The 16,434-nt window shown below is 57.7% G+C and carries 15 protein-coding genes; 6 read left to right on the top strand and 9 right to left on the bottom strand.

Annotation, left to right across the window (positions count from 1 at the left end; all coding sequences use genetic code 11):
• Positions 1-11: 11 nt before the first annotated feature.
• Positions 12-1,304, bottom strand: a complete 1,293-nt coding sequence (locus tag FIV00_RS27285) for an Hsp70 family protein (RefSeq protein ID WP_152503656.1) — start codon at positions 1,302-1,304, stop codon at positions 12-14.
• Between the two features lie 181 nt (positions 1,305-1,485).
• On the opposite strand from FIV00_RS27285, the gene FIV00_RS27280 reads away from it, so the two are divergent.
• From FIV00_RS27280 to FIV00_RS27255, 6 genes are all read left to right on the top strand, one after another.
• On the top strand, positions 1,486-2,565 hold the full coding sequence (locus FIV00_RS27280; RefSeq protein WP_152503655.1) for a hypothetical protein: 1,080 nt from the start codon (positions 1,486-1,488) through the stop codon (positions 2,563-2,565).
• Positions 2,566-2,695: 130 nt separating this feature from the next.
• The gene (locus FIV00_RS27275; RefSeq protein ID WP_152503654.1) at positions 2,696-3,625 is read left to right on the top strand and encodes an N-acetylneuraminate synthase family protein; all 930 of its coding nucleotides are present in this window, start codon (positions 2,696-2,698) and stop codon (positions 3,623-3,625) included.
• 5 nt (positions 3,626-3,630) lie between these two features.
• Positions 3,631-4,806, top strand: coding sequence for an acylneuraminate cytidylyltransferase (locus FIV00_RS27270; protein ID WP_152503653.1), 1,176 nt, complete (start codon positions 3,631-3,633; stop codon positions 4,804-4,806).
• Between the two features lie 6 nt (positions 4,807-4,812).
• The gene (locus FIV00_RS27265) at positions 4,813-6,024 is read left to right on the top strand and encodes a DUF6716 putative glycosyltransferase (protein WP_152503652.1); all 1,212 of its coding nucleotides are present in this window, start codon (positions 4,813-4,815) and stop codon (positions 6,022-6,024) included.
• Position 6,025: 1 nt separating this feature from the next.
• Complete coding sequence (locus tag FIV00_RS27260; protein WP_152503651.1) at positions 6,026-7,396, top strand: DUF6716 putative glycosyltransferase; 1,371 nt, start codon at positions 6,026-6,028, stop codon at positions 7,394-7,396.
• A gap of 111 nt (positions 7,397-7,507) precedes the next feature.
• Complete coding sequence (locus tag FIV00_RS27255) at positions 7,508-8,071, top strand: SIS domain-containing protein (RefSeq protein WP_209006729.1); 564 nt, start codon at positions 7,508-7,510, stop codon at positions 8,069-8,071.
• Here the strand turns inward: FIV00_RS27255 and FIV00_RS27250 are convergent.
• The 8 genes from FIV00_RS27250 to FIV00_RS27215 are packed head-to-tail and all read right to left on the bottom strand — an operon-like array spanning position 8,064 to position 16,433.
• On the bottom strand, positions 8,064-8,798 hold the full coding sequence (locus tag FIV00_RS27250) for a nucleotidyltransferase family protein (RefSeq protein WP_152503650.1): 735 nt from the start codon (positions 8,796-8,798) through the stop codon (positions 8,064-8,066). The two genes, FIV00_RS27255 and FIV00_RS27250, sit on opposite strands and share 8 nt — an antisense overlap.
• A complete protein-coding gene (locus tag FIV00_RS27245) occupies positions 8,798-10,306 on the bottom strand; it encodes a PfkB family carbohydrate kinase (protein ID WP_152503649.1) in 1,509 nt (502 codons plus the stop codon). The genes FIV00_RS27250 and FIV00_RS27245 overlap by 1 nt, the downstream gene beginning before the upstream one ends.
• Before the next feature lie 25 nt (positions 10,307-10,331).
• Positions 10,332-11,408: a zinc-binding dehydrogenase gene (locus FIV00_RS27240; RefSeq protein ID WP_152503648.1), complete on the bottom strand. Its 1,077-nt coding sequence runs from the start codon at positions 11,406-11,408 to the stop codon at positions 10,332-10,334.
• A gap of 47 nt (positions 11,409-11,455) precedes the next feature.
• Complete coding sequence (locus FIV00_RS27235; RefSeq protein ID WP_247649293.1) at positions 11,456-12,502, bottom strand: alpha-ketoacid dehydrogenase subunit beta; 1,047 nt, start codon at positions 12,500-12,502, stop codon at positions 11,456-11,458.
• A gap of 14 nt (positions 12,503-12,516) precedes the next feature.
• On the bottom strand, positions 12,517-13,488 hold the full coding sequence (locus FIV00_RS27230; RefSeq protein ID WP_152503646.1) for a thiamine pyrophosphate-dependent dehydrogenase E1 component subunit alpha: 972 nt from the start codon (positions 13,486-13,488) through the stop codon (positions 12,517-12,519).
• On the bottom strand, positions 13,485-14,144 hold the full coding sequence (locus tag FIV00_RS27225; RefSeq protein ID WP_152503645.1) for a class I SAM-dependent methyltransferase: 660 nt from the start codon (positions 14,142-14,144) through the stop codon (positions 13,485-13,487). Before FIV00_RS27225 ends, FIV00_RS27230 begins: the two co-directional genes overlap by 4 nt.
• Before the next feature lie 37 nt (positions 14,145-14,181).
• On the bottom strand, positions 14,182-15,288 hold the full coding sequence (locus FIV00_RS27220; RefSeq protein WP_152503644.1) for a DegT/DnrJ/EryC1/StrS aminotransferase family protein: 1,107 nt from the start codon (positions 15,286-15,288) through the stop codon (positions 14,182-14,184).
• On the bottom strand, positions 15,285-16,433 hold the full coding sequence (locus FIV00_RS27215) for a DegT/DnrJ/EryC1/StrS aminotransferase family protein (protein ID WP_173006184.1): 1,149 nt from the start codon (positions 16,431-16,433) through the stop codon (positions 15,285-15,287). Before FIV00_RS27215 ends, FIV00_RS27220 begins: the two co-directional genes overlap by 4 nt.
• Between the last annotated feature and the right edge of the window lies 1 nt (position 16,434).

Genomic DNA, 16,434 nt, shown 5'->3' with positions numbered 1-16,434 from the left:
GCTTGGCGGGATCACGCGGCCAGTGCCCAATCGGAAGCATCTTCGCGCGCTCCGATCAACGCAAGACCGTTCGCGACAGAGGTAAGTTCATTGCCGCCGGAGATCCTGTCCGCGCCAAAGCGCTCGCTGAATTGCCGTCGTACGGCCGGAACAAAGGAAGTGCCGCCGGTCATGAAAACCCGGTCAATGTCATTGTTTTCAAGTCCGGCTCTTTCAAGCGTTCTGTCCAGTACCAGATCCATTTTCTTTAGATCCGGCGCAATCCAGCTTTCAAAATCCGATCGCGCAATTCGTGCCCTGAAATTACTTCCAAGCGGCGTGAACAAAAGATCGGCCTCGTCTTGCTCTGAAAGCTGTGCTTTGGTTTCTGAAACGGCCTTATAGAGCGGATAGCCCTGATCTTCCTCGACAAGATCGATGAACAACTCGATTTTGTCTGGCTCCAGGCACCAGCGGAGCAGTTTTTTCATTTCCTTGAAATCATCGGAAGTCTTGAAGATCGACAGCATGTGCCAGCGTGCAAAATTTGAAAAGAGATTTGGCGGGATCTCGAGCACCTTACCCATGCTTTTATAGGCTGACCCTTTGCCAAGTTCTGGCAAGACGACGTTGTCGATGATGCGGTAGTCAAACGTGTCGCCGGCGATACCGACACCGCCGCGCCCGAGCGGCGTCGCCTTCATGTGCCCTGCCTGCGTTTCGAACTGCATCAAGGAATAGTCCGTCGTGCCACCACCAAGGTCGGCCACGAGAATGGTCGTGTCCTCGCCAAGCGATTGTGCATAGGCAAATGCCGCGCCGACCGGCTCCATCACAAAGAGAATGTCTTCAAATCCGAGTCTCTGAAAAGCTCTCCGGTATCTGGCCATGGCAAGCTGATCGTCTGGCTTGTAGCCTGCAAACTCTACCGGCCGCCCGACGACAAGCCGGGTCGAGGCCGGGTCAATAACGTTTCCCGAGCGCTCAAAAGCGCACTTTAAAAATGTTGCCATCAGCGCTTCGAAATCAAACGGTATGCCGTAAATCCCCGTCCCCTTGAACGCCGCGCTGGCCGCAAAGGTCTTGAGCGACTGGATAAACCGCACATCCCCAAAACTCTCCAAAAACTGCCTGATCGCCCAGGGCCCAACCTCCGCATGCGGCGCCTTCGCCGCACCCTTGTCAAGAAAACTCAGAACAGTCGGCAGTGAGGTGAAGGTGCTATCGCCATCTCGGAAATGGACTGGCGTTGTGGCAGATCGACCACCTGCGAGAACAGCAACGGTGTTGGATGTGCCGAAATCAAGGCCGATGGTTTGGGGCAAGGTGCAATTCGAGCTTTACGAACGATAATAGAATAGAGTTGGATGAGGTGAGTATGCGGGTTTGTGCCATGATGTAAGACTGCTTGCAAACAAAAGCTTATGGAAATTGGCTGACGTGGGTTAGCGATACGTCGTTTTAAAGCGAAGACAGAGGCATGCGACTCAGGTAGGTCTTGGGACCATGAAAATCGGCCTTGCGACATCCGGCTTGTGGCGGCTGCGCCACGTGGTGGAACAGAAAACTAGCGCCACGGCAACTCGGCATCTACCCTTTGGGTTGGGTCTTGACGCAATAGCAGGTTGGGGGCACAAGCCTACCGCTGCTAAAGCCCGGGCCGCTGCGCGTCAGCTCCAAATTCCTTATATTGCTTTCGAAGATGGGTTTTTGCGGTCTATTAAGCCTGGCGATACAGAAATGCCGGTCGGCATGGTTATGGATCGGACCGGAATCTATTATGATTCGCGCCAGCCGAGCGACATGGAGGCATATATAAATCGGCGCCGGTCAAGTGAGTGCGGTTCGGATATCCAGCAAGCGATTGATGCGCTGCGCACCAGTCGACTATCGAAATATAATCATGCGATGGTGAATGACTTGACTGGTCTCGCGCTTCGCTCCTCTGATCGGTGCGAGCGCGTTTTAGTAATTGACCAGACTGTTGGGGACGCCTCTGTTCCCGGCGCAGGTGCCGACGCAAGCAGTTTCGAGCAAATGCTCAAAGTCGCCGCTGCAGAAAATCCGTCGGCTGAAATCCTGCTACGCGTGCACCCAGAGACGTTGCTTGGTCGAAAGTCCGGCCATTTCAATTCTGACCTGGTGCGGTTGCTTGCCAACTCGGACACAGCGCTAAGGCGCTGTCAAAGCGAAGGCCGTCTGCGATTGACGCCAGAGCCTGTCAATCCATGGGCGCTTCTCGAAGGCTGCTCTAGAGTATATTGCGTTTCGAGCCAGCTAGGTTTCGAAGCGGTTCTGGCCGGGTGCGAGGTCCACTGTTTCGGCATGCCCTTTTACGGCGGCTGGGGTCTGACCCGAGATCGGGCTGTACCGGCCCCACACAGACGTGGGCCAGCTTCCCTTAGAGCAGTGTTTGCAGGAGCTTATTTGGATTACAGCTTTTATCTCGACCATACGGAGCAGCGGTTTCTGTCATTTAGTGAAGCCATCGAACTGTTGTCACAAAGGCGTAATAGCGACCGCCGATGTGTAACCCTAGGTTGGCGAATTGACGCGGTGCCCAGAACTGGAGTTGGATACAAATAAAATTTTCTGCTCTTGTTCTTGTCGGAGGGATATGGGATGAGAACATCGAGTGGGCTCGGGCTCCAGGCTCGGCCCTAACCTAGCGTTTTCAGGCTAACCAAGTCTAAGGTTTGGCTAAGAAGGTACAAAGATGGTTGATGTAAAGGTTATTGCCGAGATCGGTTGCAACCATAAGGGCGATATGGATATCGCCAAGGAACTGATCCAAGTTGCGAGTAAAATCTGCGGTGCCGATGTTGCCAAGTTCCAGAAGCGGCACAACCGAGAGCTTTTGACGGCAGAAGAGTATAAAACCCCGCACCCCGTTCCCGAGAATGCCTACGGCGCCACCTACGGTGAGCACCGTGAGTTTCTAGAATTCTCCGTCGGTCAGCATAAGGAATTGCAGGAAGAGTGCCGCTTTGCCGGTATCGACTATTCCACCTCAGTGTGGGACGTGACCTCTGCGCAGGAAATCGCCTCGTTGAAACCGAACCTGATCAAGTTGCCGTCGGCAACCAATCAGCACTTCGTTTTGCAGGAATTCCTCTGCAAGAATTATGATGGTGAAATCCACGTTTCGACCGGTATGACCACCCGCGACGAAATTGAGAAGGTGATTGCCTTCTACGAGAAGCATGGCCGTGCCAAGGACCTCGTGGTCTATGCCTGCACGTCCGGCTATCCGGTCGCGTTTGAAGACCTTTGTCTGATGGAAATCAACAACCTTCAGGAAAAGTTCGGTGACCGCGTGAAGTCCATCGGTTTTTCCGGCCACCATCTCGGTATCGCAGCCGATGTTGCCGCTATGGCTCTCGGAGCTGCAGGTTACGAGCGCTACGGCAAGGGCAAGTTCGAGTATATCGAACGCCACTTCACGCTTGACCGGACATGGAAAGGCACCGACCACGCTGCCAGCCTGGAGCCGGATGGGCTCCGCCGCATGTGCCGCGACCTGCGGAACGTTGCTAAGGCACTTGAATTCAAGAAGTCGGATCTCCTGGACGTCGAAAAGGTTCAGCGTGACAAGCTGAAGTGGCGCGAGGAAAAACACGGGGCGAACATCCGCCAAGTGTCTTAAGTGCTATGGATGCCATTGCCATCATTCCGGCCCGGGGAGGTTCTATCGGCCTGCCCGGCAAGAACGTCCGTCCGCTCCTCGGGATGCCGCTTGTCGCACGCACTGTGAAGGCCGCGCTTCAGGCGCGCCAGGTCGCAACCGTATACGTGTCGACCGACGACGCCGGGATCGCGCGCGTCGCGGCCGAGGCCGGAGCGACGGTGGTCGAACGGCCTGACGACCTCAGCGGCAGCACTGCAAGCTCGGAAAGTGCCCTTCTGCACGTTCTGGATCGGCTGCGAGAGGACGGGCGTCCGTTGCCGGAGCATATGGTGTTCTTGCAATGCACGTCGCCGTTCACTCGGCCCGAAGACATCGATACCGCGCTTGAGACCCTGGTGGCGAAGGGTGCGAGTGCCGCGCTTTCGGTGGTTGAAGACCACGGGTTCATCTGGCACGAGGGTGACGACGGCTTCGCGGAAGGCATCACGCACGACCACACGAAACCCCGTCAGAGACGGCAGGACATGAAACCGCGCTACCGCGAAAACGGTGCCATCTACGCCATGCGCGTCGCCGATTTCCTGGACCGGAAGGAACGGTTCTGCGGACCGGTCGCGCTGGTGTCCGTCCCGGGACCGGCGGCGGAAATCGACGATCAGGATGACTGGGATTTCGTCGAGGCCTTTCTGTCGGTCAGGGAGCAGCCGGCTAGGACATCCGTCAGGCCCGGCAGTATCGCCGCCGTGGTAACGGATTTCGACGGCGTGCACACCGACGACAGAGTGCAGGTGAGCGAGAACGGCGTTGAATCCGTCTCCTGCAACCGGCGCGACGGGCTCGGTCTGGAGCTGCTGCGCAAACGCGGCACGAGGCTGCTTATCCTATCAAAGGAAGCCAATCCGGTCGTCCGGGCCAGGGCCGCAAAGCTCAAGATGGAGGTGTTGAACCAGGTCGACGACAAGCTTCCCGTTCTGGACGCCTGGTGCAGGGAGCAGGGACTGAAATGGAGTGAGATCGTTTACATTGGCAATGACGTCAACGACATAGACTGCATGAAAGCAGCCGGTCTGTCCTTTGCTCCGGCCGATGCACATGAAACCGCACTGGCAGTCGCCGGGATCGTGCTGAAAAACGGAGGCGGCAAGGGAGCGCTTCGTGAAATGTGTGATTACCTGATCTCCGAGGAGCTTGTCGGATAACTCACGATGAAGATGCTCGCGCTCGCAGGTTACGACTCGTTCCTCAATACGGCCAGGCTGATCGCGCCGAGCTTCGAGAAATGCGGTGTTGAAGTCGACTATGCCCTCGTCAGGGCGCGCAAGACAAAGCAGATCAGCCCGGAACAGGTCGCCGAACTGGGCGTTAGCAAGACGATAGGTGAGATCGATCTGATCGACTTCTGCGAAAGCGGCGCGATTTCTCAATATGACATCGTACTCGCTTGCCTGGAAGGCCTATCAACACGTAGACTGTTTCAGTTCCTACCGCCTTTCGGGAACGGCCGCCCGATTGTCATCAGTGCGTATCCGGGCCTTGTCCTGCGCTACCTCTTCGACGGCCTCGCGACCCGGGCTACCGCGGACTTCTTGTGGCTGAATTGCAGGCGGGACATGCGCGAGTACGCCCGGATGTGCGAAGGCTATGGCATCGATCCGTCCAATGCGCGCCTGTTCGGCAACGGCTCTGTCCTGGACAAGATTGATCGGGAGCCGGACGCGATTGTCAGCGGTCCGATCGTCTTTTTCGAACAGGCGGTGATACCGAGGCACTATGACGAGCGCCGCTTTCTGGTGGAGCAACTCTTTGAGCTGGCACGCAGGCACCATGACCGGCAGATTCTGATTAAGGCACGCGTCAATGGCAACAAGGCGACACTGCACCGGACCTGGCATGCTATCGACAGCCTTTTTTCAGAGGTCGCATCTGCGTCAGGAAACTCGGTACCGCCCAATCTGGCGCTGACACAGGAAAGCACGCGCGGGCTTCTGGCGAAGGCGTCACTGTGCCTGACCGTGTCCTCGACGGTCTCTGTCGAAGCCCTTTATGCAGGAGTTCCAACTCTCATTCTCAATGACTTTGGTGCGCACGACGATTACGGCCTGCAGTACTTTTATGGGTCCGGCATCCTCAGAAGCTTCAGTCAGATCGATCCGGAGAACGTACCCGTTCCCGTAATGACCTGGCTTGAAGACTGCACGCACGATCCGTCACTTTCGATCGCCGTACTCGTCGCCGAGGCCGTCGAGGCCGCAAGGAACGGCACGACAGCTTCAGGACCGAAAAACGCCGACGCGCTGCATTCGATAGCCTTTCTTGAGTTTCTGAAGCGGTCGAGAAGCCTGCGCTCGATCGCCGCTCGTGAATTCCAGAGGCGGAATTCCGCGTTCGGATCGTTCCTGAAAAGATTTCGAGGGTGAAGTGCGCAAACTCGGACTTCTGATCGACAGCGACAGCCAGTACTTCGGTACCAGGGCCATCGCCGGCCATTTCCTGGGGGTCGGGTGGCAGGTCGACTATATCGTCCCGGAGCTGAAGGCGTTTCCCGAAGCGCTTGTGAAGGAACTGAAGGCCAACCATTCGCTGGTCGAGGCCAGCCTGGACCAGTTTTGCTTTTCAGACGAAATCGCTTCCTTCGCCGCGGTGGGGTGCTATTCGAGGGGCAGCCAGATACGACGTTTCCAGCGCAACGTCGCCTATCACCATCAAGTTACGGGTAGCAGGCCCTACATCTTTTCAGGCTACAACGGAGTCGTCTACGAGAAATACGAGGAAGGCATCTTCTGGCGGTGCGGCTACGACAGCATCTGTGTCAACGGCCCGAGGGACGTCGACCTGTTCACCGCGATCTTGGCCGGGACGATCGCGCGGGACCAGAAGTTGATCCCCTTGGGGCTGAACAAGCCCGCGCATGACGGCAGCGGTGATGCCAAGCGCAAGAACGTGGTTTTCGCCGAACAGGTGATTGTTCCTGGGACCGTCGACGAGCGCAAACGTCTGTTCCAGGCGCTGAGCGACTTTGCCGACGCAAACAGGGACTGGGAGATCGTTGTTCGGCCGCGGGTGCCGGCCGGTAGCCAGACCTTTCACGATCACGTCCTGCATCCGGAAGATTTCCGCGGTTGGCCAGAGAATGTGCGCATTTCCCACGACCCGCTTCCGGATCTCATGAAGCAAGCGCAGGCGCTTCTTTCCGTGTCGAGCACCGCGTATTTCGACGCGATCGCCTTCGGCATCACGCCGCTATGCATCATGGACTTCGGCGTGAATGCGGCGCACGGAACGCATTATTTCGTCGGTTGCGGAACCGAGATGACGCTGCGTGACTGCAAGGCCGTCGAAACGCTTTTCGGCATGGAAGTCTGCCCGGATTGGCTGTCGCGAACCGGCTACAACATGAATGGCTACTCTCGGTTGCTGGAGGACATCGAGGCTTGGTCCGTCCGTCAGCTGCCGCCGGCGTTTCCCGAAGAGATTCTCAATACCACCCGGAATGGCCGCATTGCCGCAACGACGTCACCCGAGGAGGTGATGTTGCTGGAGCGGGCCCGGCGGTTGCTGGCCGAAGGCGAACTTGCCCGCCTTGCGCGGCTCATCGAGGAAGAGCGGGCTTGGTTCGTTTCGGACCCGTATGCTGCCTACCTGGCAGCGGAGTGCTACGAGGCTCTCGGGCAGTGGCGCACAGCCCTCAGGTGGCTGGGACGGGTTCACAAACTGAAGCCGAAGTGGAAAAAGACCAGGTGGAAGACGTTGGCAGTCGCCTGGAAGTGGCTTAGAGGCCCAGAGGCCTAGGCAGAAGGCCGCGTTGCTTGGCGTTTGCTTTTCGGCGACGCCCGGCCGGTCTGCCGAAATCGGGCGTAACCTGGCCAAGCGTTTGAATTGTTGGAAGATTGGAGCATTGCCGTGAGCGACTGGAAAATTTGGTTGGACGAGTACTACGCAAAGTTTAGGCCCGCTTTCGATCCAGCCGTCTATGAAAACCTTGTTGCGTTTCGCGATATGGCCGCGGAGGTTCGTGATCGGAAATCGAAACTAATTTTCGCGGGCAACGGCGCCAGCGCCTCAATTTCGTCCCACGGCCGCGTCGACTTCACCAAACAGGGAAAAGTCCGCTCGCTCGATTTCAATGAACCGAACCTGATTACCGCGTTCTCGAACGATTACGGCTACGAGAACTGGATCGCGCGCGCACTCAAAGCCTTCGCCGACGACGGAGATGCATGTGTCTTCACCTCTGTCAGTGGCACCTCGCCTAACATCGTCAAGGCGGCTGAGTATGCCAGATCGACGGGACTGAAAGTGGTGACGTTTACCGGGAAATCCGCAGACAACCCGCTCAAGGCCCTCGGCGACATCAATTTCTGGATGGATTCGTCGGCCTACAACGTCGTGGAAGCCGTCCACATGATGTGGCTGACGACGGTGGTCGATATGCTAATCGGCAAGGCTGAGTATTCGGTCAGCTGAACCAGCCCTGAGCCTCCATGAAGGCGCGTTGCGCCCGGATGTCGATTTGTGCCATGCCGTATGTCTGCAAAGTGCCGATATCCATGTGATAACGGTCATTGTGCCAGGCGAAGATGCGGCCCAGGAATGTCGGCACGACATCGAGGCTCAAGTCGGGCGTGTCGCTCTCCATCCGTTCGATGAAGTGTAGCACTTCAGGTTCCATAAGGTGGACGGCCGCGCTAGCGCGCGTTCCGGGCGGGTTCGCGACTTTCTCGTGAAATTCCTGCACAAGCCCGTTCCCGTCGCATTTGACGATGCCGCATTGGGTCGGATCCGGGGCCTCGAATGTCATCATCGTCATCGCGGCCGCAGCGGGCCGAGCGCGATGTGCGGCCTGGAACGCATTGAAATCGCAAATGCAGAGATTGTCGGCGTGGGCAACAAGGCAGGGAGCGTCTGCGCAAAAGGCAGCGTTTTGCCGGATTGTTCCCGCCGTTCCCTGGAGCGTCTCCTCGTGCACGACGGTGATACGGTCGCGGTAGAGGGAATTCGCAACCAGTTCATTGACCTGGTCCGGGAGGTAATGCGTGTTTATCAGGACTTCCTCGAACCTCGAGTGGAACAGCGAATGCAGCCAGTATTCGAGCAGCGGTCTGCCATCAACGGGCACCAGTGCCTTGGGAACACGATCGGTCACCGGCCGCAGTCGGGTGCCGAAACCCGCAGCAAGCAAGACCGCGCGCATCACACATGTTCCTCATGCATCAGTTCTCGGATAATTTCCTCCGGCTTCAGGGGAATGTTGCCGACCCGTCCAACCTGACAGGCCGAAGCGATCGATCCGAGATAGGCCGCTTCCCAGATCGTGCCGCCGCTTGCCAGAACCAGCGTGGACATGACCAGCATGGCATCACCGGCGCCCGCCGGATCCTTGGGGCTCTGGTTCATGGCTGGAAGCCGATCAACCTTCAGGTCGTGATGAGAGCCGCCTGTCGGGTCCGAAGAATGAATGAGCAGACCGTCGCTTCCTAGAGTGATGTATACGTGACCTGCATTCGTTCTCGAGCACAATTGCTCGGCAAGTATTACAATTCCATCCTCGCTGTTTTGCAGCGCGACTCTAACCTCTCGCTCAGTCGGAGTGAGAAGCTTCGCATTTTTGTACCTAGAGATATCACCGATCTGGGACGAGGTCTGGCTATCCGCCGCCACCAGAACATTGTTGCGCTGAGCAACGTCGGTAATCTTCTTAACTAGGCTTTGCGGCAGGATGCCGTAGTTGAAATCGGAAAAGATTATGGCGTCTATTGTGGCGGCCTCCGTCTCGAAAGCGGCAACAATCTCTTCCTGGGCCTCTTCATCAATAGCCTGTTCGGTGAAATTGTTGACGCGTAGCATGGTCTTGTCTTCTGCGCGGTACCGTTTCTTGTGGGTGGTCTTGCGGTAAGCGTCGCGGATGACAATTCCATTGATATTATGCTTTGCGAACTCGGCTTCCGCGAAGTCGGCGGGCTCGTCGTCCCCGGTGACGGTGGCGAAGGTCACCTTTGCACCGAGGTTGCGTGCATGGCCGGCGACGATGCCGGCACCACCGAGAAATAGATTGGACTTGAGCGGACGAACGACGATCGTCGGGTCTTCACGCGACATGCCGACGGCGTCGCAAAAGGCATATTCGTCGATGATTGTGTCACCGATAACCCAGAGATTGAGGTCCTGAAATCCGACGACATAGCGGCGTAGTTGCTCGAGCGTCACCTGGTGACGGTCGAGATAGCCGACCGGTTTGAGGATGCTCGAACGGTAAGCTGCATTCTCTGTACTGACTTCACCGTTGGGAGCAAGGGGTACGCTTGCGCCGGAACTATAGACGACGTGCCCGCCGTAGCTTTCGACAAGGTTCTCTTCCGCTGGGTTCTTGCCGCGGTGCTCCGGTCCCATAACGACCACTTCGGGCTTTAAGTCGTTCAAAAGCGCTTCCAGGCCATGTTGCATCACGATGACATCGTCAACGCAGCTAATGCTCTGCAGGGCGATCTTGCGGTCATTGTCCGGCAGGGTGGAGGAGAGATGGTCCGTCGGTTTGGCGATCAGTCCGATGACCAGCCTGTCTCCCTGTTCTGCCGCGTAATAGATGAGGCGAAGATGCCCGGGGTGCAGAATGTTGAAGTAACCCGACACTAACACGACCTTGCCGCCCGCAGGCATCTGTTCGCGAATCTTGCCTGCTTCACCTGTGTTTGCGCTGGACATCTTGTGGACTTTCCCGAAGTTAGTCTTAGGCGGCGTCTGCCGGCGGCTCGCTGATCTTGATGAGTGCCCGGATGATTTTCCGGTTTTCAAGATCCTCGAGTGCTTCGTTGATCGTTTCCAGCGTGTAGGTGTCGCTCAACAGCTGACGAAGCGGGAGACGCCCCTGCCGGAATAGGTCGGCCAGGATCTCGAAGTCACGGTCCGGCTTGGAGCTGCCGCCCCAGCTGCCGCGGATCTGTTTGCCCTTGATCAGCTCGAACGGGTCAAGCCGGATCACGTCACCAGCCTTCGGGTGGGAAGCGAACACCAGCTCACCACCGCCTGGTCGAATGACGTTGAACGCGCGCTCGATCATCTCCGCAAGCCCGGTTGCCTCTACGGCATGATCCACGCCTTTCCCGTCTGTGAGCGCGAGGATTTCCGCTTCCCAGTCGTCATGTGCGGCATGGAAGGTGTGAGTCGCACCAAACTCTTTCGCGAGGTCGAGTTTGCTCTGCTCGATATCGACGGCGATCAGCCGCTCCGGGTCGAAGGTCGTGGCCGCGAGCAGCGCACTGATGCCGATCCCGCCAAGACCGACAACAGCCAGCGTGGCGCCCTTTTCCGGCTTGATGTCGTTGAGCACGATGCCAGCACCGGTCGGCAGAGCACATCCAAGGAGCACGCCAAGATCAAACGGGATGCCTTCCGGCTTCTTGACCAGTCGGTTTTCGGAGGCAACGGCATATTCACCGAACGTGGTTACACCACCGGAATTGATCGTTTCGCCTGAAGGGCCTGCGTAGCAGCAACCGCCGGCCTCATGGCCGGACCCCTTGATCCACGTCATGATGACATGGTCACCGGGGGCCACCTTAGTAACACCTTCTCCGACAGCGACCACTTCACCGGTGCCTTCATGGCCAAGCATGTGTGGCAGGTATGGATCCTGGCCGCGGTGACCACGGGCTTCCATGACCTGGCTGTGGCACAGGCCGGCATAGTAGATCTTGACGAGCACCTGACCCTTTTTCAGGTCCGGGAACTGGATGCCTTTCACCAGTTCCAGGGGCTTGTTCAGTTCTTTCAGCACGATCGCATCAAAGGTGACGTTATCCGACATAATGCTTTCCATTAAATAAGACTGGGGTCAAAACGACCTGATGGTGCTCAGAACGGTCCGTTGAACCAGGTGCCCGGGACATCATGTGCCCAGGTCTGCTGGGCGAGCAGACTGTCTTTTTCGATTGTCTTGCCGGTCAGGGTGGAGATCGCGTCGATGACTTCACTGGGGCCGGGATAAAAGTGTTTTGTAAGGGCAGGGCTTGTGGGCTGGCTGCGATCCGGCAGACACAGGCGCTGCGGCGGTGCTTTCAGGGCGCCGGGCATCTCCATGGCAACGCGGGCGATAATCTCCGAAGAGACGGAAGCCATCGGTGCACCGATATCGAGCACGAGCAGACGTCCGGTGCGTTTGACGGAGCTGAACACGGCGTCCCAGTCAAGCGGACGGACTGTCCGCAGGTCGACCACGTCGCATCCGATACCCTGCGCCTTCATGTGATCTGCGGCATGAAGTGCCTCGACCGTCATGAAGGAGTTGGACACGATCGTCACGTCATCGCCCTGATGAGCGAGGCGGGCCTTGCCGAGCGGAATCCTGAAGTCGCCTTCCGGAACCTCGCCTTCCATATTGTGCAGCCAGCGATGCTCCAGGAACACCACGGGGTTCTCGTCAAAAATGCTCTCCAGCAGGAGGCCTTTGGCATCTTCTGCGTTGGTCGGCATCACCACTTTAAGGCCCGGAATATGAGCAAACCAGGAGTGGAGCGCCTGGGAATGGGTCGGGCCCTGGCCCCAACCGCGTCCGATCACGAGACGAATGGTGATCGGAACGGAATTCTGACCGCCGAACATATAGTGCCATTTCGCCGCGGAATTGATCATCTGGTCCATGGCGAGAAGAAAGAAATCGACTCTTTGATGGACGCAGACAGACCGGTATCCGGCTAAAGCAGCGCCAACTGCGACACCGGTCATGGCGTTTTCGGCCGTCGGCATGTCGAACACGCGTTCAGGCCCGAATTCCTCAACGAGGCCCTGTGTCGTACCAAAGATGCGTTTCGGATCATCCACGCCGAGGCCGTAGCACAGAACCTTGGGATCCTGCCGCATAGCGACTTTCATTGCGTCGTTGATGGCGTCGGAAAATTTCACAATTAAACCCTCGATTAAGCCATGTATTCGTCGATATAGGCCTCGTTCTCCTCGGGAAAGGGAGACTCGATCGCGAAGTTGAACGCAGCTTCGACTTCCTGGTCGATTACCTGGTTCATGGTTGCGACACCGTCCGCACTAATGGTGCCGCGGTCCAGGAGGCGCCGCTCAAGTTCAGGCAGCGGGTCGCGTTTTTGCCAGTCTTCGAATTCACGCTCCTCCCGGTAGGGCAGATGGTTGTCCCAATTGGGGCCGCAATGCTCGCGCCAGCGGTAGGTCGTGATTTCGATGAAGGCCGGGCCAGCGCCGGTTCGAACCTTGTCGACAGCCTGCCGCAGCATTTCCGACGTGGCTTCCGGATCATCTCCCTCGACGAAATAGGTGTCGATACCGCCATAGGCGTTGACCATCTCGTGAATGACCCGGGACGTGGGCTGCCGGACGTTCAGCGGAGAATACACGGAGTAAAGGTTATTTTCGCAGATGAAAATAACAGGCAGTTTGCGCACGGCCGCGATGGTGGCCGATTCATAGAAGGCCCCTTCCTCGGTCGCGCCATCGCCAACAAAAACGGCACTCACCTGGTCTTTGCCATCGAGTTTTGCAGCCAGTCCGAGACCGACGCCAATCGGAATGGAATTGCCGACGATTGCCGTCGTGCCCATGAAGCCCACGCTTTCGTCAATAAGATGCATGCTGCCGCCACGACCGCGGCTGCAGCCGGTCACCTTGCCATAGATTTCGGCAAGCATCCGGCCGATGTCGCCGCCCTTGCCGATATAATGGGCGTGGCCCCGGTGTGAACTGACGGCAAAGTCTGTCGGCCTGAGGGCGATCCCAGCCAGGGCGCCGACCAATTCCTGGCCGATCGACAAGTGGGTAGGACATCGCATCTGTTGAGGCTGGACCATGTAACGGTCTGCGATGCCCTGTTCCACGGCACGAATGCGCTTCATGCCGCGCAACAATTCGATCAGATCTGTCATGGGATAAACCAGTAATAGTCGCCCGTGTATCCGACCTTGTCGAAGAATTCCTTCCATTCGTCGACATGCATCATCGTCAGGGCCGTCAGGTTCCAGGCTTCCATGCGCTCGCGCTCTTCATCATTGCGATACGCATCAAGCGTGATGAAACTGCCGCGCCTGGTGACCCGCTCGATTTCCCGAAGGGCCGTTGCCAGGTCGTCTTTCTCGAGGTTGTGCAGGGTCGTGATCGAGATCGAAACATCAACGCTGTTGTCTTCGAACGGCAGATCCACTGCACTTGCAACCTGCATGTGAGGCTTCATCTCTTCCATGCCATTCTCGATGGCATATTCAGAAACGTCGATGCCCTTGACTTCAAGACCCGGGATCAGGCGCGCGGCGTCGTACATCATGAAGCCCTTCGCGCAACCGATGTCGAGAAGCACACCGCCCGATTTCAGATCGAAATGTTCCTGGAAGGTCGGGATGACCGGCTCCCAGAAGCGAGACATGTAGGAAAAGCCGCCATAACCGACGTCGCGGGACCCGTCGAAGAATTCCTTGCCGAACTGGCGCGCAATGGCCTGCTGCTCTGGTGTCTTGCTCGCGCCGCGCGCCGCAGGGTCGCGTTTCGTGCGCGGGTAGTTGACCATCAAATCAATTTCTTGTCCCATAATTCCTCGCAGTGACGGTGGCCCGTCATTCAATCCTTCAGGCTGAATAGAAATTCCGGATTTCAGCGATCACACGCTTGATCTCACTGTCTTCCAGTTCCGGATAAATTGGCAGGCTCACCATGCGCTGCACCTGGTCCTCCGCCACCGGGAAGGAGCCTTCGGGCAGCTTGAGATGCTTTGCGGCTGGCTGCCTGTGAAGCAGGATCGGATAGTGGATCTTGGTATCGATCCCCTTGTTGTCCAGATATTGCATCAGCTCGTCGCGACGATCCGCCAGAACCACGAAATTGTGGTAGACGGAATACTCGTGGTTGAGTTCTTCCGGGACGCTGACCACGTCCTTCAAACTTTCCCGGTACTGCGCCGCGATGGACCGGAACCCTTCTGTCCAGGCATCGAGCCGTTTCAGCTGGACCAGACCCAGGGCCGCCTGGATGGTATCAAGCCGCGAATTCAGGCCCCATTCAGAGCTAGTGTTGCGATCGACCAGACCATGATTGCGCAACCCGCTCATGCGCTCGTAAAGGTGCTTGCAAGGCGTGGAAAGGAAACCCGCATCTCCGAACACCTGCAGGTTCTTGAGCGGATGCAGGCTGAAGCTTGCAATGTCGCCCAGGCTGCCCACGGGTCTTCCCTTGTATTTCGCACCGATTGCCTGTGCCGCGTCTTCGATGACGTAGAGGCTGTGACGCTTGGCGATCTCTTTGATCTCGTCCATCGGAGCAGGGCGCCCGGTCAGGTGGACCGGCATGATCGCCTTGGTGCGCTCGGTGATGGCGGCTTCGAGCTTGGCGGGATCGAGATTGTAGTCCGGGCCGACGTCGGCGAACCGCACTTCCGCACCGGTCATCTGAATGGCACCGGCCGATGCGATGAAGGAGTTGGGTGCCGTGATAACCTCGTCGCCGGCGCCGATATTCAGCGCGCGCAGGGCAATGATCAGGCCATCGGTACCGTTTGCGACGCCAAGCACATGGTCGACGCCGCAATAGCCCTTCAGGGCGTTTTCAAATTCCGCGACTTCCGGGCCCATGATATAGGCGCCGGATCTGAGGACCTTCCGGAAGGCGTCCACGAGTTCGTCTTCATAGTCCCGGATCCGCAAGGGCAGGTTTACGAAGGCGACGCGGTCGGTGCTCATCTGTAGAACTCCTTGATCAACTCGATGACCTTGTCCTGCTGATCCCGGTTGACGAATTCATGAACCGGGAGAGACATGGTCGTGGCGCAGCAGGCTTCGGCGACCGGGAAATCGCCGGGTTTGTAGCCCCATTCGGCAGCGCCCGGCTGCAGGTGCATCGGGATCGGGTAATGCACCTTGGCATCGACACCGCGCTCCTCGAGATAGGCCTGCAATTCATCGCGCCGCTCATATCGCAGCGAATAGATGTGGAAGACCTGCTTGACCTCATCGGCGTCGCGTTCCGGGATGGTGATCCCGGAAACACCGGCGAGCTGGGAATCGAAATAGAGCGAGTTGGCGATGCGGCTCTCGGTGATGTGGTCGATCTTCTGCAGCAGATGGCTGGCGACGACGGCCTGGATCGTGTCGAGACGCGAGTTATAGGCAAACATGGCGCACCGGTTGCGGTCGATCAGCCCGTGGTTGCGCATCAGGCGCATCTTCTCGGCCATTTCGTCGGAATTCGTCACCGCCAGGCCGCCGTCTCCCCACACATTGAGGTTTTTCAGCGGGTGCATGGAGAAGGCTCCGAAATCGCCGAAGGAACCCGCGCCCTTGCCCTTGTACTTGGCCTGGATGCCGTGACAGCTGTCTTCGACAACCTTGAGCCCGTGCTTGTTTGCAATGGCCAGGATGTCATCCATGCGGCAAGGCTTGCCGGACCAGTGAACCGGCAGGATTGCCTTGGTTTTAGGCGTGATAGCAGCTTCGATATTGTCCGGATTGATGTTGAAGTCATCCAGGACATCGACAAAGACCGGCCGGGCACCGGCGGTCACGATGGCGCCGATCGTTGCATAGAAGGTGAACGGCGTGGTGATGACTTCATCGCCTTCGCCGATCCCCAATGCCTTGAGGCTCAGGAAAAGCGCATCCGTGCCGCTGCCGACGCCAATGGCGTGCTTCACGCCGACCACTTCGGCAAAATCCCGCTCGAACTGGTCCACAGCACGCCCAAGCGTGAAGTCACCCTTGCGAACGACTTCGCCCACTTTGGCGAGGATTTCTTCGTAGTCGGCAAATTGCTCGGGCAGATAATTGTGATTGATCTCAAGAGCGTCCGTGCGATCGTATTGATCCGGAAGAAAGTTCTGATTGGCCAAT

The organism is Labrenzia sp. THAF82, from assembly GCF_009363435.1.
Classification (GTDB): domain Bacteria; phylum Pseudomonadota; class Alphaproteobacteria; order Rhizobiales; family Stappiaceae; genus Roseibium; species Roseibium porphyridii.
This window is presented reverse-complemented; position numbering and strand designations above follow the sequence as displayed.